General features: G+C 64.3%; 14 protein-coding genes. 4 read left to right on the top strand and 10 right to left on the bottom strand.

The annotated features are described in order from the left end of the window. Positions 1–16: 16 nt before the first annotated feature. On the bottom strand, positions 17–685 hold the full coding sequence (locus LMF57_RS18855; protein WP_229290394.1) for a hypothetical protein: 669 nt from the start codon (positions 683–685) through the stop codon (positions 17–19). Positions 686–964: 279 nt separating this feature from the next. Here LMF57_RS18855 and LMF57_RS18850 point away from each other — a divergent pair, with 279 nt between their 5' ends. Both LMF57_RS18850 and LMF57_RS18845 read left to right on the top strand, forming a co-directional pair. Next, positions 965–3,280, top strand: coding sequence for a TonB-dependent receptor (locus LMF57_RS18850; protein ID WP_229290393.1), 2,316 nt, complete (start codon positions 965–967; stop codon positions 3,278–3,280). Positions 3,281–3,615: 335 nt separating this feature from the next. Then, complete coding sequence (locus LMF57_RS18845; RefSeq protein ID WP_229290392.1) at positions 3,616–3,918, top strand: hypothetical protein; 303 nt, start codon at positions 3,616–3,618, stop codon at positions 3,916–3,918. Here LMF57_RS18845 and LMF57_RS18840 read toward each other — a convergent pair. The 3 genes from LMF57_RS18840 to LMF57_RS18830 all read right to left on the bottom strand — a co-directional run bounded on the left by LMF57_RS18840 (position 3,915) and on the right by LMF57_RS18830 (position 10,886). Continuing rightward, positions 3,915–8,261, bottom strand: a complete 4,347-nt coding sequence (locus tag LMF57_RS18840) for an AAA domain-containing protein (protein WP_229290391.1) — start codon at positions 8,259–8,261, stop codon at positions 3,915–3,917. The two genes, LMF57_RS18845 and LMF57_RS18840, sit on opposite strands and share 4 nt — an antisense overlap. Positions 8,262–8,370: 109 nt before the next feature. Beyond that, complete coding sequence (locus LMF57_RS18835) at positions 8,371–9,300, bottom strand: helix-turn-helix domain-containing GNAT family N-acetyltransferase (RefSeq protein ID WP_229290390.1); 930 nt, start codon at positions 9,298–9,300, stop codon at positions 8,371–8,373. An 80-nt stretch (positions 9,301–9,380) separates the two neighbouring features. Then, positions 9,381–10,886 carry a YifB family Mg chelatase-like AAA ATPase gene (locus LMF57_RS18830; RefSeq protein WP_229290389.1) on the bottom strand — a complete coding sequence of 502 codons (1,506 nt, stop codon included), beginning with the start codon at positions 10,884–10,886 and terminating at the stop codon, positions 9,381–9,383. Positions 10,887–11,589: 703 nt separating this feature from the next. Here LMF57_RS18830 and LMF57_RS18825 point away from each other — a divergent pair. Further along, positions 11,590–12,144 carry a hypothetical protein gene (locus LMF57_RS18825; protein WP_229290388.1) on the top strand — a complete coding sequence of 185 codons (555 nt, stop codon included), beginning with the start codon at positions 11,590–11,592 and terminating at the stop codon, positions 12,142–12,144. A gap of 189 nt (positions 12,145–12,333) precedes the next feature. After that, a complete protein-coding gene (locus LMF57_RS18820; protein ID WP_229290387.1) occupies positions 12,334–13,149 on the top strand; it encodes a hypothetical protein in 816 nt (271 codons plus the stop codon). A gap of 289 nt (positions 13,150–13,438) precedes the next feature. On the opposite strand, the gene LMF57_RS18815 is transcribed toward LMF57_RS18820, so the two are convergent. The 6 genes from LMF57_RS18815 to LMF57_RS18790 form a co-directional block, all read right to left on the bottom strand. Then, on the bottom strand, positions 13,439–13,909 hold the full coding sequence (locus tag LMF57_RS18815) for a cold-shock protein (RefSeq protein WP_229290386.1): 471 nt from the start codon (positions 13,907–13,909) through the stop codon (positions 13,439–13,441). Positions 13,910–13,954: 45 nt separating this feature from the next. Further along, positions 13,955–14,311 carry a hypothetical protein gene (locus tag LMF57_RS18810; protein ID WP_229290385.1) on the bottom strand — a complete coding sequence of 119 codons (357 nt, stop codon included), beginning with the start codon at positions 14,309–14,311 and terminating at the stop codon, positions 13,955–13,957. A 561-nt stretch (positions 14,312–14,872) separates the two neighbouring features. Beyond that, the gene (locus LMF57_RS18805) at positions 14,873–16,456 is read right to left on the bottom strand and encodes a GMC family oxidoreductase N-terminal domain-containing protein (RefSeq protein WP_229290384.1); all 1,584 of its coding nucleotides are present in this window, start codon (positions 16,454–16,456) and stop codon (positions 14,873–14,875) included. Positions 16,457–16,587: 131 nt separating this feature from the next. Next, positions 16,588–17,376 carry an alpha/beta hydrolase gene (locus LMF57_RS18800; RefSeq protein WP_229290383.1) on the bottom strand — a complete coding sequence of 263 codons (789 nt, stop codon included), beginning with the start codon at positions 17,374–17,376 and terminating at the stop codon, positions 16,588–16,590. 231 nt (positions 17,377–17,607) lie between these two features. After that, a complete protein-coding gene (locus LMF57_RS18795) occupies positions 17,608–18,390 on the bottom strand; it encodes an SDR family oxidoreductase (protein ID WP_229290382.1) in 783 nt (260 codons plus the stop codon). Beyond that, on the bottom strand, positions 18,390–18,716 hold the full coding sequence (locus LMF57_RS18790; RefSeq protein WP_229290381.1) for a nuclear transport factor 2 family protein: 327 nt from the start codon (positions 18,714–18,716) through the stop codon (positions 18,390–18,392). The genes LMF57_RS18795 and LMF57_RS18790 overlap by 1 nt, the downstream gene beginning before the upstream one ends. Positions 18,717–18,737 lie beyond the last annotated feature (21 nt).

The raw sequence follows: 18,737 nt of genomic DNA, 5'->3' as shown, positions 1-18,737 counted from the left end.
CGTCCCACCAACGGTTTTACTGGCAGACGTACTCGTTGCCCGACTGGACGCTCTCTACATCGAGCTCATGGTTCTGGATCTCGATCGTTTCCATGCGGGTCGAAACAACCACCGCACGGGCACCGAAGTTGCAGCCGGCAGGCAGGCCGCCAGCATAGACCTGCCCATTGATCGCGTACGCCAGGCCGTAGCAGGCCGAGCCGAGCTTCTGCGAGTCGAAGTGGCAGGCATTGAGCTGGTTGTTGGCCGATGCGCTGGCGGCGTTGTAGTTGGTCGTCCAACCGCTGAACGGATCGTTGGCGCAGGTGCCCGGGAAGTCCTGGATCGGCGTGCCGCCGGTCGTGCAGGTGTGTTCCCATGCGCTGGAGAAGGGGCTTTGCTTGAAGTACGCAGTGCGGCCGCTGTCGACCCATTGCGCGGCGGCGGCATTTTCGGCGAAGGCAGACAGGCCGAGCAGGCAAAGTGCAGTTGCGGCGAGCGGTTTCAATCCATTCAACATGACGTTCGTCCTTTGAAGTGTCGAGTTAACGCGTCGGAGCCTTGCATGGCAGTGCGTGCGGAAGGCATCGCAGATATCCGCGCGGCCGCCGCCGACATGATCATTCAGCATCCAGGGTGGCGCAAGTCGAGCCAGGAACGAATAGTCGAAAGGCTGACCGAGCGCACAGACATCACGCTGCAACATGCAGGTGATAGCGCGGCATTGAAAGCGATACCTGCGTATAACCGCGCTTTCCCACGGTGCAATGGCGGATGTGGCGGTCCAATGCAACACTTCCGCACGTCGAAATCACACCATCGAATCGTTCGGCAGCTGATCGTCTTCGTCTGCCGCTGACCGGCGCGCGCTGCGCCGTTCCCGCCTTCAACGCAATCGCGTCACCAGCCACTGCATCGCCATCCGGCGCTGCATCGCGCTGGGCGTGCGCCTGCGTCCTCTTCTCCCTGCACCCTGGATCTGGCCATGAACACTCCACCTACGCTTCTTGCCCTGGCAATCGGCACCGCCCTCGTTGCACCGCTGCACGCTGCCGAATCCACCGACGCCGCGCACGACACCCCCACCACCTTGAACGCGCTGCAGGTCATCGCCACCCCACGCGGTGCTGCTGTGGCCCCCACCCAGGTGGTGGGCCCGAACCGCTACGTCATCAATGCCACCGACCTGGATGCGATGGTCTCGGGCAACAACGGCCTGTCGATGCTGAAGAACGTGCCGGGTGCCAGCTACACCGCCACCGACGGTCTCGGCCTGGACATCTCGGCCACCAGCCTGTTCGTGCGTGGTTTCCGCATGAATGAAATGGGCATCACCTTCGAAGGCGTGCCGCTGAACGACAACGGCTTCCTCTCGCTTACCGGCACCAGCGTGGTCAACGTCGGCGTGCCCGATGGCATCGGTTCGATCACGGTCAGCCCGGGTGGTGCACCGGTCAGTGTGTTCTCCAGCAGCGTCAATGGCGGCAGCCTCGAGTACCGCCTGCGCGACCTGCAGGACACCCCCAGCCTGCGCATCAAGCAGGGCGTGGGCAGCAACAACACGCGGGTCACCACGGTCTCGGGCCAGAGCGGCCAGCTGGGCGAACATGGCCCGAAGCTGCTGGTCGACCTGCAGCGCGTGTCGGCCGACAAGTACCAGGGCGCCGGCACCCAGAAGTTCCTGCGCGGTGACCTGAAGGCCCAGCAGGATGTGGCGTGGGGTGACTTCACCGTGTTCCTGTCCGACAGCAAGGCCGCTGTATGGGGCTACAACAACATCTCCTTCGACATGATCCGCAAGCTGGGCTGGAAGGCCGACAGCTTCTATCCGGACTATGCATGGGCGTACTACGTGGCCTCGCCGGAGAACGCCGACACGTCCTGCGGCGCCTACACCTGCGGCGAGCTGTCCGAGCTGATTCCCTACGACACCGGCCAGGTGACCCGCGACCGCGTCGCGTCGATCAACCATCGCTTCCAGATCACGCCCGCGCTCAGCGGCAACGTGCAGCTGTACAACGCCAACGGCCACACCCAGGCCACCTTGACCGACCCGACCGTGCCCTCGCCCAACGGCGCGCCCTTCTCCGAACAGGTGCAGACGCCGCACCTCAATCGCTTGGGGGGCATGTTCAACCTGCAGTTCGAGACGGGTGCACACACCCTCACCACCGGCTTCTGGCAGGAGAAGAGCAAGGCGGCCGCGAAGACCGAGTGGTACCAGCAGCCGCTGCTGGGGCAGGGCAAACCACTGAAGGCGACCGGGCCGTTCGATGTGTACGGGCCGGCGTTCCAGACCGACAACGCATCCAGCTGGGTGACCCGCTCGCGGCAGTTCTACCTGCATGACAACTACGCCCTCACCGACACGCTGGTGCTGGGGCTGGGCTTCAAGGCCGTGGACTTCACCACGACCGGTGGCGGCATCGGCGACGCAGCGGAGCGCCCGGTGTCCGGCACGCTGCGCGCCAAGAGCAACTTCCTGCCACACGTGTCGCTGTACTGGAGCCCGACCGAGCGGACCGATGCCTTCATCGACCTGGTCAACACCATGAACGGCTATCGCGTGGCCCAGCGCGGCAACATCGGCTACACCGCGTCGGCCTGGACCATCAGTGACCAGAAAGAGTTCGACCGCGTGGCCGGCACCCTGCGCCCGGAAAAGAACTGGAACCTGACCGCGGGCGCCAGCCACCGCTTCGACCGCCTGACCGTGACTGGCGATGTGTTCTACAACGATATCCGCAACCGCCTGCTGTCGGCAGCCATCGGCACCCAGTTCGCGCAGATCAACACGGTGCGCTTGATGCCGAAGATGCACGTGATCGGCGCCGATCTCGGCATCACCGCCGACCTGACCGACCACCTGCAGTTCTACCAGGGCATCGCACTGGCGCGTTCGTACTACGACAGCGATTTCGTGGTGGGCGATACCGTGTACCCGATCAAGGGCAACGCGCAGCCGGGCTACCCGCAGCTGTCGCTGGTCAGCGACCTGTCCGCGCATTTCGGCGACTGGCGTTTCGGTGCCACCAGCACCTCGTACCTGCGCCAGCCCTTCACCTATGAAAACGACATCCGCGTGCCGACGTTCTGGCAGGTCAACGCGTACACGGCCTACACCCTGGGCCCGGACAGCCTGCTGCCGGGGCTGGAGCTGCGGCTGGACGTAAGCAACCTGTTCAACCGCAACAACATCGGCACCGCCACCATCGCCGGCTCGTCGTTCTCGGGCGACTACCAGACCCTGCAGCGCAGCGCCCCCCGGCAGGTGATGTTCAGCACCTCGATAACCTTCTAAGTAGATCCACGTCATGCGTGGATGCACTTCGCGGCAGGCTGGGTAGCGCCGGGCCATGCCCGGCGGAATCCCTCCGGCGCCGACGCGCCTTGCCAACCAAGGTTGGCATCTACCCAAGCGGGGCCTTCGCCGCACGCAATCCGGTAGCGCCGGGCCATGCCCGGCGAAATCGCTCCATCCAAACGGGCCATCCGCCGCACTTTGCACAATCAGCACTGATATTCCGGCACCAACGCAAGGTTCCCACAATGTTGCTGGGTCATCCTGTACGCATGGCACAGCACAACCCCCGTTTCCCTCCGGTTCGCAGGCGCGCCCATGGACGTGCGCGTCCGGTGCCGTTCGCAGCACCGGCGGTCGACCTGGAGGCCGAATACCAGTTCTGGCAGGTCTATGACCGCGTGGTCCGCCCCCTGCCCGGAGGCGGCTTCCGCCTGGCCTGGCTGGTGCTGCAGGCCGTGTACCGGGCGCGGGCGCGCTATCCCGCCGACACCCACAAGGCCGCGCTGTCGCGGGTACTGTTCGGTACCAACATGACCGACGCGCGCGCGGCCGAACTGGAAGAACTCTACACGCTGGTCAGCCGCAGGCTGGCGGCGGTGGCCGTGCGCACGCTGGCACCCGGCAGCACCGCCTAGCCCGCCTTGCAGGGCATGCAGATCCGTCCCAGCCCGCCGGCACCGGCGCGCAGGTCAGGGTCGAAGAACTCTTCCTGGCTGCGGATCTGCCCACAGCGGCTGCAGACTTTCTTCTCTTTCGATTCCAGCCCCTGCACCTGCTCGATCACCTGGTCGACCGCTGCCGAACGGATCTCCGTGCCGGCCACTTCAATCAGGCGATAGAGGCGGTCGGACAGCGTCTGCACCGGGTCGCTGCCGAGGTTGAAGCGGTTGATGCGCAGGAAGCGGTAGCCGTAGCTTTCCAGGGTCAGCTGGCGCTCGACATCAGCCTCCACCAGATAGCGCTCGTGGTTGCCCACATGCACCGGCTTGTCGCGGCGGAAATGGAATTCGAAGCCGTCGTACTCGATCACGATCTGCAGCGCGCCGCGCACGGTCTGCACGGTCACCAGGAAGTCCACGCGCCACGCCGGGTGCTGATAGGTCGGGTCGAGCTGGCGCAGGTAGTCGCCCACCGGGAACTGCGGAATGATCTCGACCGCATCGCCATGGGCAAGCACGAACGGCGTCTGCTGCAGCCACTGCAGCACCTTCGATTCCATCGGGCTGCGCGCATCGGTCTGCGCGGCGTCGGGCGCGGGGCGGTCCAGCTGGCTGGCGTAGTAACGCAGCGCATGGCCAATCGCGCCGCGGAACGCATCCACCGGCATCGAATGGACGAACCAGATCGCCTCCTGCGCGCGGGAGAAGCCGACATTCAGGCGCTGCACTTTCAGCTTGTCTTCCACCGCATCCACCGCGCCGCTCAGGCTGACCGGGAAGATGTAGTTCAGCGCATCCTGGCCGGCGGTCGCCACCATCGAATAGAAGATCAGCCCGCGTTCCTCACCCTGGCAGGAGTCGACCGTCATCACCTTCAGGCGAAGCCGTTCTTCAAACTCGCGGCCGCGCGGATGGTTGAACAGCGTCTTGGACAACAGCGTCTGCTGCTCGCGGAACGGGGTGATGATGCCGACCGTGGGCGGCGCATCCGTTTCCAGCAGTTCCACCAGGCGCTCGGCGATGAAGGCCGCTTCGGCGTCGTTGGTGCTGCGGCTGGTGCGGTGCCCACTGGCATCGACCTGGCTGAAGCGGATCACCTCCTGCAGCGGCCGGCTGCGGATCTTCAATGCCTGCAGCTGGTGGTTGTAGAAGGTGGAGGACGAGAACCCGATCAGTTCCGCATAGCTGCGGAAATGCTTGCGCAGCATCACCGAGTACGAGGCCGAGAGCGAGCAGAACTCCAGCACCGAGCGCTTCACATCGAACATGGCCAACCGTTCCAGCACGTCGGCCTGCTGGCTGACGTGGGTGCGGAAATAGTTGACCAGGTCCGAGCGGTACTTGTCGTTCAGCGCGATGCTGGCGTTGGCGGCCTTGACGTTGGAGAACTGCTTTGAGTCGCCCAGTACCACCACCTTGCGCGCGCGCAGCAGCGCCGGCAGCGCCTGCGCCACCGAGACCTGCGAGCCTTCGTCGATCACCAGCACATCGAACAGGTCCGGCGCCAGCGGCATGTACTCGCCGAACTCGCGGATACTGGCGATCATCACCGGGAACGACTCGCGCACGCTCTCGAACTTGTCCACCGGGAATTTCTGCCGGTTGGCGATCACGCCCGCCAATGCCCGCGCATCGGCGCGGTGATGATCCATGAAGCTGATCAGGCGCCCATCCACATGGGCATTCATCACCGAGGTGTTCAAGCGTTCCAGCTTGGTCTTGGTGCCCACATAGTCATACTGCGGCGCGTCGACGAAGGCCTTGCGCGTGGCCATCCAGCCCTGCAGGAAGCGCAGGGTCAGCGCCCACAGCGCGGGGTCGTCCTTCGGCTCGGCCAGCAGGGCCTCGACGATGGCCGGATTGAGCCGCGCCAGCAGGGTCATCGCCTGCCGTGCAACCGCCGCACCCGGCCCCGGCGCGGCGCCGTGGGCAATCTGCCGGTAGCTGGCCGCCAGCTGCGTGCCCAGGCCTTCGGCCTCCAGTTTCATGCGCAGCGCGTTTGCGCCCTGCACGATGTCCTGCAGGGCAGCTGCATCCTGCTTGAGCAGCAGCGGGCGGGTGGTACCCAGCTGGTTGAGCTGAAGCTCCAGCCCGCGCACCGCATTGCCGCGCAGCAGATAGCCCAGCAGCGGCATCTTCAGCTGCTGGTGCTGCAGCAACAGCGTGCCCAGCAGCCGTATCTGCCCGGCATCCAACGACTCGAACAGCGCCCAGCCGTCAACCGGTCGGTCGGCGAGGAAGGCGGTGGTCACCGCATCGCGGCGGATACGTTCGTCCAGCGACGCCGGCGTGTAGTCGGTGCTGCCGAACAGGTCGGCAAGATAGGCCTCAAGCACGTCCGCCTGCGCAGCCACCGCTTCCAGCTCGGCCAGCACGTTGGCATCCATTACCGCGTGCACCTGCTGCAGCACTGCAGGGGCGCGCTCGCCCAGTTCCGCTTCCTGCTCGTGCATGGTCTTCACTGCAGCAAGCGATACACGCCCCAGCGTCTGCACGGTAGTGGAGATGGCCTGCCGGAGCGTCTGTGCCGTGTCCTGGCGCTCGCTCTCAAGGGCGGGCTGGTTGGCCTTCATGGCCTTGGCGAAGGCTGAAATCTGGCTGATCGTGCCGGTGGAGGTCAGGCGCTTGAAGTTGGCCGCCTGCTGGCCGAGCCGCAGGATCGGGTTGGGGAAATCGCGATCATGGCGGACCCGGCTCATCGCATCGGACAGCTTGTCGTACACCACGTCCAGCGCTTCGGTCTTGTCCGACAGCACCAGGCAGCTCTTCTTGTTGAACGCGCAGTCCGCAGCGATGGCGGTGATGGTGTGCGACTTGCCGGTGCCGGGCGGGCCTTCGACCACCACGATGCGGCCCTGTGGTTCGCGCACGGCCAGCAGGATCTTGCGCTGTTCCTCGTTCAACGGAATGGGCGAATCGAACACCATGCGCTCCACCAGCGGCAGCGCATCCCAGGCCGATTCCACCCGTTCGCCGATAGGTTCAGGGTTGCGCATCAGCACGCCTTCCACCATGCCGTGGAACAGATCCACCAGCTTCGACCCGCCATTGCGGGCCTGGTCGATGATCTCCTCGAAATCATTCAGCAGCGCCTCGTCGGCGCGCTCGAACGCAGCCAGGTGCAGGGCAGGCGACAGCGCAACGGTGGCGGTGGATGCCTCGCTGGCAGACGAGGAAAGCGAGACGTCGCCGCCCAGATCCACCGCGTTGGCTACCTGCCGGAACAGCGATGCCGCCACTTCAAACAGGCTCTGCGCCGGGTCGAGGTACTGGATGCGCTCCTGGATCGGCGACACCCACTCGCGGGCCATGCCCACGGCCAGTTCCTGCAGCACGAAATCGATCGCGCGGCGGTTGGCGAACAGCCGGTTGCTGAGGGTCAGGGTGTAACCCGATCCATCCTTGGCCCGCACCACGTCCAGCGGCAGGTAGAACACCGGGTACTGCACGCCCGCGTACTTGAGCGTGCCCACGTAGAGATACAGCTGCAGACCATCGCCGGTGGCGACATAGGTTTCCAGGTCGCGGAACTCATGGAAGGCGTCGGCCGCCACGAAGTTCTCGAAGAACGCCATCAGCGCGCTGATCGTGCCGTCGCGGGTCAGCTGGTGCTCGCAGGCCTGCTGCAGCGGCAGCTCGTCACCGGTGGCCAGCAAGCGCGCCAGCACCTCCGGCAGGGTCTGGTACAGATCGACAACGGAGCGGGTGACCAGGTCCGATTCAGCCGCGTGCAGCGAATCCATCACCCAGTACGCCTGGCCCTGCAGTGGACCGGCCAGATGCGCGATCAGCGGCCGCACCACCTGCACGCACATCGCATCCACCAAGGTGCCCTGCACCGATGCCACCCAGGCTTCCGGGTCTTCCAGCGCACCGGCCATGCTGGCGCGCGCCTTGTCCAGCACGGCCACGCGCACCGTGGCGATGGCGGTCTCGGTGATGGCGTTCACTTGCTCTTCGACGATGCGGCGCAGCGTCGCGCTGATCGGCCGGGTATAGCTGCGCGGGCCGATGGTGAACGACAGCTCCTCGCCGGAGGGCCGACTGAGCAGCTTCCACAGCTCCTTGTCCAACGCCGGATACGGCGCGGTGCGCATGCCCGCGCGGAAGCCGGAATCGCTGGTAAGCACGATGCGGCGCCGCGGTGCCTGCGCGCGCTTGAAATCCGATTCAAGGAAATCGCGGAAGTACTGCGAGATCCGCACCGCGATTTCGCGCATCTTCGTTTCACCCAGTGGCCCGCTGCCGCCGGTTGCCGCAGGTGTCAGCGGGGTGGATGCATCGGAGGTCGGCAGGTGCGGCGGTTGCAGAGTGCTCATGGATCAGAAGGCCGGCCTGCTGGGACAGGCGACAACGTAGACAGGGCCTTGCATGGTCGCACGCGGCGTGTGTGGCGGGGAGGGGCGCCTCCTGCGCCGTTGCTTCTGCTCAGGCCAGGTCGCGGGCCCACACCTGGCTGGTCTGGTCACTGCCGAAGCTGTGGTGGTGCTCTTCCTCCACCAGCGAAAAACCGGTCTTCTCATACAGGCGCACCGCATCCAGCAGCACCTTGTTCGTCCACAGCACCATGCGGGTATAACCGGCGGCACGCGCAAAGCCGATGGCTTCTTCCACCAGGCGGCGGCCGACGCCCAGGCCCCGCGCGGTGGCATCCACGTACAGCATGCGCAGCTTGGCCGTGGTGGCATCGTGGCGCACCACGAACACCGAGCCCACCATCTCGCCCTGGCGGTCGGCGATCCAGCAGCGGTCGGAGGTAGGGTCGAACTCGCGCAGGTACTTGCCGACGATGTCAGCCAGCAGCGCCTCGAACTCCTGGTTCCAGCCGTACTCCTGCGCGTACAGCCGCGCCTGCTTGTGTACCACCAGGCCCATGTCACCCGGCTGCGGGGCGCGCAGCACAACATCTGCCGGGCGCCTATCCAGCAGTTGCCCGATGCGGTCCATCGCGTACACCAGCGCCTGCTGCTGCGCCTCCGGCAACGGCGCCAGCATGGCCAGCACCTCCTGGCGCGACGCCTCCTCGAAAGGCTGGAACGTCTGCCGGCCAAGCGCGGTCAGCGCCAGCAACTGCGAGCGGGCGTCGTCCGGGTGGCGTGTCTTCTCCAGTAGCCCCTGGCTCTCCAGCGTGGCGATCACGCGGCTGAGATAGCCGGCGTTGAGCCCCAGCTCCGTGCGCAGGTCCAACGCCCGCGCTGCCCCGCGGCTCGACAGTTCGTACAGCACACGCATTTCCGTTAGCGAAAACGGGCTGCCCAGCAGGTGGTCCTGCAGCACGCCGATGCGGCGGGTATAGAAGCGGTTGAAACGACGCACCTGCTCGGCGCGGTCGAGGGCTTGGCTGTGCTGGGCGGGCATGGCGGGTGTTCTTTGATTGCCTGAGGCAACTAATATTGTGTGCCTCAGGCAAGCAAGTCAACAGTGTGAGGAAGGGGCCGCTATGTGCCTGACTTGCCCCGGTCCAGCTGCCGGTACCCAATGGCCTCGGCCAGGTGCGCGGTCTGGATGGTCTCGCTTTCGGCCAGATCGGCAATGGTGCGTGCCACGCGCAGGATGCGATGCATCGCCCGCGCCGACAGCTGCAGGCGCTCGATGGCTTGTTCCAGCAGATCCTGGTCGGCTTCGCTCAAGCGCGTGCACGCACGCAGGGCAGCAGGCGGCAGGTGCGCGTTGAGACCACCGCGCGCCTGTTGCCGCGCCTGTGCCGCTTCCACCCGCGAACGCACGCTGGCGCTGGGTTCGCCCAGCGGCGTGCTCTCGCGCAGCTCCACCGCATCCATGCGGCTCACGCTGATGTGCAGGTCGATGCGGTCCAGCAGCGGCCCCGATACCCGCGCGCGGTAGCGGGTGATGCGCTCGTCGCTGCACAGGCAGCGGTTGCTGCGGTCGCCTGCCCAACCACAGGGGCACGGGTTCATCGCCGCCACCAGTTGAAAACGTGCCGGGTAGACCACGCTGCGCGCCGCGCGGGAGATGCGGATATGGCCGGACTCCAGCGGTTCGCGCAGGGTTTCCAATGCGCTGCGGTTCCACTCCGGCAGTTCATCCAGGAACAGCACGCCGTGATGCGCCAGCGAGATCTCGCCTGGGCAAGGTGGATTACCGCCGCCCACCAATGCCGCCGCGCTTGCGCTGTGGTGCGGCGCCCGGAACGGCCGCTGTCGCCAACGCTTCGGGTCCAGCCCTTCGCCACTGACCGAGGTGATGGCCGCCAACTGCAGGGCATCGATCTCTTCGCTGTCCGGCAGCAGGCTGGGCAGGCGCGAGGCCAGCAGGGTCTTGCCGCAGCCGGGGCTGCCGATCAGCAGCAGATGATGGCCACCGGCGGCGGCAACCTCCAACGCGCGGCGTGCGAGCGCCTGCCCGCGTACGTCGGCCAGATCCGGCAATGGCAGCGGCGTGGTGTCCACGCGTTCCACCTGTGGCAGCAGGCGTGGATTGCCCAGCCCGGCACAGCATTCCAGCAGGGTACGCGCCACGCGCACATCGGCGTGCTGGGCCAGCGCGGCTTCGGCAGCGTTGCCAGGCGGCACGATCAGGATTCGCCCCGCTTCGGCGGCGGCAATGGCGGCGGGTAGCGCGCCGGACACCGGGCGCAGCTCGCCGGTCAGGCCAAGTTCGCCGAGGAACTCGTACTGCAGCAGCGACTGCGGATCGACCTGGCCACTGGCAGCGAGGATGCCCAAGGCAATCGCCAGATCGTAGCGTCCGCCTTCCTTGGGAAGATCGGCGGGGGCGAGGTTGAGGGTGATGCGCCGCTGCGGGAAATCGAAGCGCGCGCAGAGCAGGGCAGCACGCACGCGCTCGCGTGATTCGCGCACGCTGGTCTCGGCCAGGCCGACAATCTGGGTGACCGGCAGACCGCCAGAGAGATGCACCTCGATGCGCACCAACGGGGCGTCGACCCCGGCACGGGCACGGCTGTGGACCAGCGCCAGGCTCATGTGTGGGTTCCTGCGGAGGGGAAAGGGCTTGATGGTGGGGCGGCGATCTGCGGGCAGCCATCGGGAATTGCTGGAGAAACGACTCGGGAAACTCCGACCGATAGTTGGAGCGTGCTGCTTCCTCTGCCGAGCGCATCCTTGCAATTGAGTGACGGAAATAGACCGGCCTGAAGTACACCCGCGCGGGCGTAATGCCCGCTGTCGCTCTTCCCTGCGTGTTTTTGACACCAGGTGATCTGTACCCACGAGCTTGCTGGACTCAACCCGTTTTCTCGAAAGTTGCCTTGCGAACAGGCAATCAGGTCAACCCAAAACGACACCTGATTACTTGCAGGTAAGCGATCGGGACGCTAAAAATAGCCCCAACACACCCGCCACGCCTCTGACGCGCTAGTTCGCGACATGCCCAAATTGGCGGGTTTTTTTGCCTGCAGATTGGTGTCAGGATGACGCATTACCGCAAGCCGCCGCTGTCAATTGCCGCTGGCCACATAGGATGGGATGAAGCTGCGCGACAGATTGGAAAAATCTACCGAAATGGTGAGCGCATTGATGTGAATGGGACCGCAGGCCGCGACGATGACATTTCGTATGGGGACTACTACGGAAGCTGATGGGACAGCTCTCATCCTGCCCCCAGCCCTTCGCCAGGTAGCGGCGGCGGTGGTGGCGGTGGGGGTGGTTTGTTCGAGGAGATGGAGCGATGAACTTCAAGCCTTCGCGGAAGTACCTTCTGTCTCTATTTGGCGTGATGCTGGCGGTCTCATTTCAGGCATCAGCTGAAGATCCGAGCCTGCCGAAGGACAAGAGCCAGGGTTCACTTGACGAAATTTTTCAATCCCTAATTGACGCGCCTTGGCCACTTGGGTTTGATTACTTTCGACGCGTAGGGATAGCTGAATTCAAGCAGCAGGGCAGCAGCAATGCTGATCCCATAGTTTTTAGGTCGGGCCCGGTAGAGACTAGCGATGGCTACCGAATTGCATATACTGAGTCTCGGATTCCTTCTCGCTTGGTCGAAGGTATAAATTTCTACTATGGCCAGCTGGAAGAAGGTCGTTGCTACCCCGCCGCTCGACTGAAGGAAAAGTACGCGCTCGAGCGGTTCATATATGCGCCGAATCCACACAATGCAGTCGCCGAGCGGACGAGACGTCAATCTGGTTACCAGCTCCGTTCCAGCGGGACTGTGTTGCATTTTACAGCCGACGGATCCGACGACGATTGCTTAGTTAGCTTCTACCGCTCTACGCGGTAGGTGCGTAGGCCCAAATGCCTGGTGATGTCATTATTGTCGGGCGCTAAGTCGCCCGACATTTTGCCCTCTGTTGGGGGCGCAACAACGACAGGTAGTTGAGTTGTGATCGAATTGCAAACAAGTTGCGCGAAATTCGAGCGAATTATCCAGCCATTCCTATGAGGGGCGGATCTTGAGATCCATTTATTCATGAGGGTAAACTATCGTTCTACTTTTAAATGGACGGCGAGGCGCGCGCTGCAGCTCGAGCAGATCGGCGCAACTGTCGATCCGCCATCTGATTTCAATGGGGAGTGCATCATTGGTGTCGTCCACTCGGCGGAAGGGGCTCCAGAATGGGGTGGTGTTTCTTCGCTGATCAGGGAATGGGGCGGATCTTCCCTTGTAACGACGGATTTTTCTGCCGCTGAGATTGCCGCTGCGGATTATTGCGAACTGCTGGTTACTCATGCAAATGGGTATCCTCAGCCAGAGGATGATTTTGGCTTCCTGGCGCAGAGTTATGACACTTCGAAATACTGTGATGAGTGCGGAGCTTGGGCTGTCCAAATTGCGCCTTTTCGTGTGCGGAAGTCATTGAAGTGGGGGCGTAACGCCTTCCTCAAACTGTTCTGGGTTGAAGATGCGATTTTCATGCATAGGGAGGTATGGCAAGCGCACCTTGCTCCACTCTGCATTGAGACGTGGCCGGTTGAGGACACACAGGGGAATGTTCTTGATCACATCGTGCAGCTACGCGCTGACACGAGCGTGGCGTTGCAGATTGAGGAGGACTTGGGGGTTCGTTGTCCGAAATGCGGGCGCGTTCGCTACATGGGCCCAGAGCGAGGATTCCTCCCGGCGCCAGTTGGGGCTCCAGATCTTCCCATCTTCCGAAGCGAGCAGTTCTTTGGGGCAGGCCACCAGTCCTCCAATGCCATTCTCATCAGGCGGGATGTCGTCGCGGCGATTCAGGCGGCCAAGCTAAGGGGAGCTAAGCTATGGCCTTGTGCTGCGCCAGAATAGGCTTCGGGCCGACGTCCCCCAATATTGAGCAGCGGAATTCGACCGTATCAAGCGGAGCAGCGCTGTGGACAGACCCGCCGTCGTTTGGCCAGCCTGTCTCTCACGCGTCCTGACACCCGCCCGAAAGCTCGTTGGCGGGTGTTTCTTGCCCGCTGGCTGGTGCCACGATGGAGCATTACCGCGAGTGGCCGCTGTCAATTCAGGCACAGCTGGATCTGCTCCATCAACGGCGCGAGTGAGTCCCAAGATCGGCCGTAGTTGGCTTGGTGATTGTTGGCGACGTGGTGGCTCAAAATACACAACGCTGCCCATCAGGCACCGCCCCACTGAAGCGCCCAAACAGCGCTTCGATCCACGATGTTCCTGCACTCTGCACCAGCAACGCGCCCTGGCTCTGGTGGTAGTCCAACCATCGCTCGAAACTGAGGCGCAGGCGCTCGATATCCGGCGCCCGCGTAAGTGCATCGGCGGGCACCCGGATCAGCACACGTGAGGGGGCGTTCTCCACGTCCATAACCAGAACACCCTTGCATCGGATCTCGAAGGACGTCACCCCGGCATAGCGCGTGTGCAGTTCAAAACCCTCATCCGCTTTGGCGGTCACGAAGCCGAGTGCATCACTGTGCAGCAGCCGGTAGTCCGTTGGCTGCAGCTTCTGGTACGCCCACACCTGATCGCCCGCTGGCTCGGGCCACCCCGCCCATACTGCGCCGATCACCGCGATGCACACCGCCGCAGCGGCAAGGCCGCGTTTCTTCATTCATCACCCGCACAAAAACAGAACGTCACGCCCACAAGTGCGCCCTCAGTCCTGTGGCCGCACCCGCTCGTGGATGAAGGCCGTGAGTGCGATATCGGCCATTACCAGTCCCTCCATTACACGATCGCCCACGTACTGGTCGGGCTCGCCGTTCTGGCGCGTGCGCTCGGCCGCCAGCAGGATCTCCTGCACGATGCGCTGGCCCGTCAGCGCGCAGTCGGCGTCGGACAACGCCATCTGCCGGCTGCGCAGGTGATGGCGCTCGGGCCAGGGCCGGCCGTCGGCTGCAGCGCCGGCGCCGATGCTGCGCAGGATGGCGATGAGGCTATTGGGGTCCAGGGCATGGTTGGGCGAGGGCGCTTCCTGGATGGGGCGCGGGGGAGGGGAGTGCGGCGTGGTCATGGCAGGCTCCGTGCAAGCAGGCAGAAGCCGCCACCGATAAAGGTGGCGGACGATGCGTGGCTCGAAAACCGGGCTATTAGGACAACCGGCGGGCGCAAGGCCCCCACGCACCGCCCGCCATAGCCGGCAGACGGATTGCCAGCCGGCACCACGCGTGGTGGTGCCGGCTGACAAGCGTAAACAACTTCCTAATAGCTCGGGTTTTCGACGCCCGGCCACCCGTTGTCGGTGGCTCTACCAGAGTTGCCTGATGTTGTTTGGAATGCCAAGGGGTTGGGGCCAAAGCCGCCAAAACCCGAGACGTTTTTGGCATTGTCGCATAGGGGGCGGGGTCGCGAAATTCCTTGGGGGACAAGGCCTTTGGTAGCTATGGGGTTTCATCGACCAGTTCTCCCGATGGTGGATTCGGAAGATGGCAAGTGCGACATCGCTCGTCTAGCAATATTGCCGGGACGCCCATGGGCTGGAACTGGAAGGTGCCGCCTACCTACTTGCGAACACCGGGTGCGGGCTGGTGCGATGTCCGCTCCTGGCCGGAAGCAGACATAGGCCAATCTGACATCAGAGCCCGTGCGCTACTTTGAGTATTTCGGCGGCGCGCTCGCCGATGACGACACAAGGCGCCATCGTGTTTCCGCTGGGGACGTCCGGCATGATCGATGCATCTGAGATCCGTAGCCGGTCGATACCATAGACCTGCAGATTGCCGTTCACGACGGACATCTCATCCCGACCCATCTTCGCGGTGCAGGCTTGGTGCCAGTAGGTGACAGCCGAGTCGCGGACGTACGTCTCCATCTCGGATGAACTCAAATTTCCCGGCATCGCTTCACGCTTGAGCAGGCTGCTGAAGGGCGATGCATGCGCAAGGTCCCGAGCGAGTTGGATCGTCTTCGCTGCATCGCGCAGGTCATCCGGATGCGACAGCGTATTGGCCTCGATCCGGCAATGATCATTGACGCCGGCGCCAGTGAGATGTACTGAGCCGCGACTCTTGGGATGGGAAAGGCCGGCAAACGTCATCCAGCCATGCTCCGGTACGCCACGAGGCGCGGTCTCCAGCGTGGGAACCGGGAACTCCAACTGGCAGTGGAAGACATCCGGCGCGTCCAGTGCGGGGTCTGTCTTCCAGTAGAGCGTGGCTTCGGATCCTCCACTTCCCACCGCAACTGGTCCGTTCGCCTCGAAGAGGCATCCGAACGAGACGTGATCCTGATGGTTGCGGCCAACGCCGGGCAGGTGCTGCACCGTCGCGATGCCATGAGGCGCGAGCTCGTCCTCCGGGCCGATGCCGGACTGCATGAGGACCTTGGGCGTATTGATCGCGCCCATTGAGAGGATCACCTCGCGATCGGCCATCAGGTGCTTGGTGCTCGCGCCCTGGACGACCTCGACACCAACGACAGTGGTGCCGTTGAAAAGCAGTCTGCTGACCTGCGTATGCGTCAGAACGGTCAGGTTGGCCTGCCCCAGCTTCGGGAAGATGTAGGACCGGAAGATCGATGAGCGTCGGCCCGCCTTCACGATCAGGTCGTTGAGCGCGACGCCACCGCGTCCTTCCATCATCGCGCCGTTCGGGCTGTCGAAGATCGGCATGCCCAGCACTTTGGCCGCCTCGATCATCGCGATGGCCACTGGCTGCGGATGATGGGGCGCTTCCACATGCACGGGGCCACCAGTGCCGCGTCGGCGGGGATCCGGCATGCCGCGCCAGTTCTCGATCCGACGGTAGATCTCAAGCACGGACTCGTAGCCCCATGCATCGTCACCTGCTTCGCGTGCGAAGTGGTCCCAGTCGCTCTGATGACCGCGCGCCCACACCATGACGTTGATGCTCGAGCTTCCGCCCAGCGCCTTGCCCATGTTCAACGGGATCGCACGGCCATTGAGATGTGGATTGGGCTGGGCGACAAAGGCCCAGTCACGGTCGGATCCAAGATTCAGGGGCCACCGCGCGGGCTCCAACACCTCCGGCGTCTCATCGGAGCCTCCCGCCTCGATCAACAACACGCGTAAGCCCGGATGCTCGGCAAGACGGCCGGCCAGCGCGCAGCCGGCAGGACCGGCACCGCAGACGATGAAGTCGTAGCGTTCTTGATGGCCGGGATCATGCGTGTGCGAATGAGGGGGGAAGGACGTCGTCAAAGGGGGGAACTCCGGGCAAGGGAACAGCGCCAGGCAGCCGGATACGGCCGCCCGCCGTGGGCAGGGCGTGTTGTCTGAAGAGGAAAGCCGGACGCGACGGGGGAGGAGTCGGCGTCCGGCAGGTTGCGATCTTACTTGGTCGAGCGACCTGCTTCCTTGGCCGCCTGGTCGATCGTGTCGGCGACCACCTTGGGCTGGGTCATGAAGACCGCGTGGCTGGCAGAGACCTTAGTGATGCGCGCCTTGATGCGCTCGGCCATGTGGATGAGCATCGCTTGGTCGAACGCCTTGTCTTCGGTCGCTATCACCGCCCAGCTGGGCTTCGTGCGCCAAGCGGCCTGCGTCAACTTCGTACCGAACACCGACATGTTGATCGGCACCTGCGAATCACGCAGGAACGCCGCATCAGCGTCGGTGGTGTCATGGGCGAAGCCCGCCTTGAACTTGGCCGGGCTGATGAAGCCGTAGCCATCGCTTGCGGTCTCGATGACGAACTCGGGCGTGGGCGCGAAGCCTTCGTATTGCTGGGCGGTGGTCTCGCCCGCATCTGGCGCGAGCGCCGACACGTAGACCAGGCCTGCGACCTTGTCGTGCGCGCCAGCTTCGGTGATGACGGTACCACCCCACGAGTGACCGACCAGGATAGCGGGACCGTCCTGGCGATCCAGCACACGCCGGGTGGCGTTCACGTCATCGGCCAACGAGGTTAGTGGGTTCTGCACGATCGAGACGCGGTAACCGCGTGCGGTCAGGTCGTCGTACACCGGCCGCCAGCCCGCGCCATCGGCGAAGGCACCATGCACCAGGACGACGTTCTTGATCCGGGTAGCGTCACGGGCAGCGATATCCGCGGCGTAGGTGGAGGGGGTGAAGCTGGCCGCCAGGGCGGCGGCCAGCACGGCGGGAATGAGCTTGAACATGGGCGTGTCCTCAGGTGGTGGGTGATGGCGGTTCGATGTGCGGCGTTGGCGGGCAGGGCTACTTTGGAACGAACGGCAGAACCATCGGGTACGTAAAGTCCAGATAACTTGACCAAAAGTACTGACATGCCCCGAACGCAATCCCGCCTAGGGTCAGTGGACGGGCCAGCCAAGCGCGCGCGACCGGGCAAGAGGGGGCCGCGCCATGCCGATGTGGCTCATCGGCGCTTGTCACGCCGTCGGCACGGTCCCGCCGTCGATGACGTGTTCTGTTCCGACGATGGATGCGGCGCGGGGCGAGACCAGGAACGCGATGAGATCCGCCACTTCGCTCGGCTTGGCCGGGCGCCCCAGCGGAATTCCGCCCAGCGCGTCCATGACCATCTGCCTGGCGCCTTCGTAATCCGTGCCCGCGTTGGCTGCGATGGTCCCGAGGAAATCGACCGAGGCTTCGGTCTCGACCCAGCCCGGCGAGACGCGGACCACGCGTACGCCCTTGGAGGTGACTTCCTTGGACAGCGCCTTGCTGTATGTGGACAACGCCGCCTTCGCCGCCGCGTAGGCGATGGTGGAATCATGCAGCGGCAGCACGTGCTGGATGGACGTGACATGCAGGACCACACCGGATCCCTGCGCGATCATCGCCGGCAACAGTGCGCGATCCATCCGCACGGCCGCCATCAGGTTCAGGTCCAGCGCCTTGGCCCACTGCCCATCGTCCAGCATGGCGAAGCCACCCGCAGGCGCCGACGATCCGCCCACCACGTTGATCAGGATATCGACGCCGCCCAGGTTTTGCCGGGCGGCCTCTACCGCCTCTTGGACACCCTCGGCGGTAGAGAGGTCCGCCGCCACGTAGTGCACGCCATCGATCGGCTTTCTGGGATTTGAGAGTGATGTCGCCACGATCCGCGCATCTAGTTGGGAGAGCTGCTCGACGACAGCCTCACCGATGCCTCGCGTGCCGCCGGTGACCACGACGCGCTTGCCTGCCAGTTGGAGGTCGAAACCCATCACGCCACCTCCAGCGAGGCGATCTTGCCGCGCTCCAGGATGAAGGCGTAACGCAGGCCCAGCGGGCTGCCGGGGAAATTTCCCGACACCTGGCAGGTGACGATGTAGCTGCGCCCTTGCGTTTCCAGCGTGTGGGGCTTGGCGGTATAGGTGTACCTGGCGGACGACTCGGTCTTCCAGGCTTCGATCGCGGCGAGGCCCGAATGAGTTTTGCCCTCGTCCAGGACGACACCGTCCTTGGTGAAGCAGCGGGCCACCGTCCGGCCATCCCGGCGGTCAGCTTCGAAATACGCCGAGATCGGCTCGGGCAGGTCCAGATCTTTCATTTCAATGCTCCGGTTGGGGTG

Origin of the sequence: Stenotrophomonas sp. SI-NJAU-1 (assembly GCF_020883215.1) — a bacterium.
GTDB classification, from domain to species: domain Bacteria; phylum Pseudomonadota; class Gammaproteobacteria; order Xanthomonadales; family Xanthomonadaceae; genus Stenotrophomonas; species Stenotrophomonas indicatrix.
This window is presented reverse-complemented; position numbering and strand designations above follow the sequence as displayed.

Bases quoted from the DNA above. Each gene is read 5' to 3' on its own strand.
- LMF57_RS18855 (WP_229290394.1), bottom strand. From the start codon at position 685: ATGTTGCAGCGTGATGTCTGTGCGCTCGGTCAGCCTTTCGACTATTCG.
- LMF57_RS18850 (WP_229290393.1), top strand. From the start codon at position 965: ATGAACACTCCACCTACGCTTCTTGCCCTGGCAATCGGCACCGCCCTC.
- LMF57_RS18840 (WP_229290391.1), bottom strand. From the start codon at position 8,261: ATGAGCACTCTGCAACCGCCGCACCTGCCGACCTCCGATGCATCCACC.
- LMF57_RS18835 (WP_229290390.1), bottom strand. From the start codon at position 9,300: ATGCCCGCCCAGCACAGCCAAGCCCTCGACCGCGCCGAGCAGGTGCGT.
- LMF57_RS18830 (WP_229290389.1), bottom strand. From the start codon at position 10,886: ATGAGCCTGGCGCTGGTCCACAGCCGTGCCCGTGCCGGGGTCGACGCC.
- LMF57_RS18825 (WP_229290388.1), top strand. From the start codon at position 11,590: ATGAACTTCAAGCCTTCGCGGAAGTACCTTCTGTCTCTATTTGGCGTG.
- LMF57_RS18820 (WP_229290387.1), top strand. From the start codon at position 12,334: ATGAGGGTAAACTATCGTTCTACTTTTAAATGGACGGCGAGGCGCGCG.
- LMF57_RS18815 (WP_229290386.1), bottom strand. From the start codon at position 13,909: ATGAAGAAACGCGGCCTTGCCGCTGCGGCGGTGTGCATCGCGGTGATC.
- LMF57_RS18810 (WP_229290385.1), bottom strand. From the start codon at position 14,311: ATGACCACGCCGCACTCCCCTCCCCCGCGCCCCATCCAGGAAGCGCCC.
- LMF57_RS18800 (WP_229290383.1), bottom strand. From the start codon at position 17,376: ATGTTCAAGCTCATTCCCGCCGTGCTGGCCGCCGCCCTGGCGGCCAGC.
- LMF57_RS18795 (WP_229290382.1), bottom strand. From the start codon at position 18,390: ATGGGTTTCGACCTCCAACTGGCAGGCAAGCGCGTCGTGGTCACCGGC.
- LMF57_RS18790 (WP_229290381.1), bottom strand. From the start codon at position 18,716: ATGAAAGATCTGGACCTGCCCGAGCCGATCTCGGCGTATTTCGAAGCT.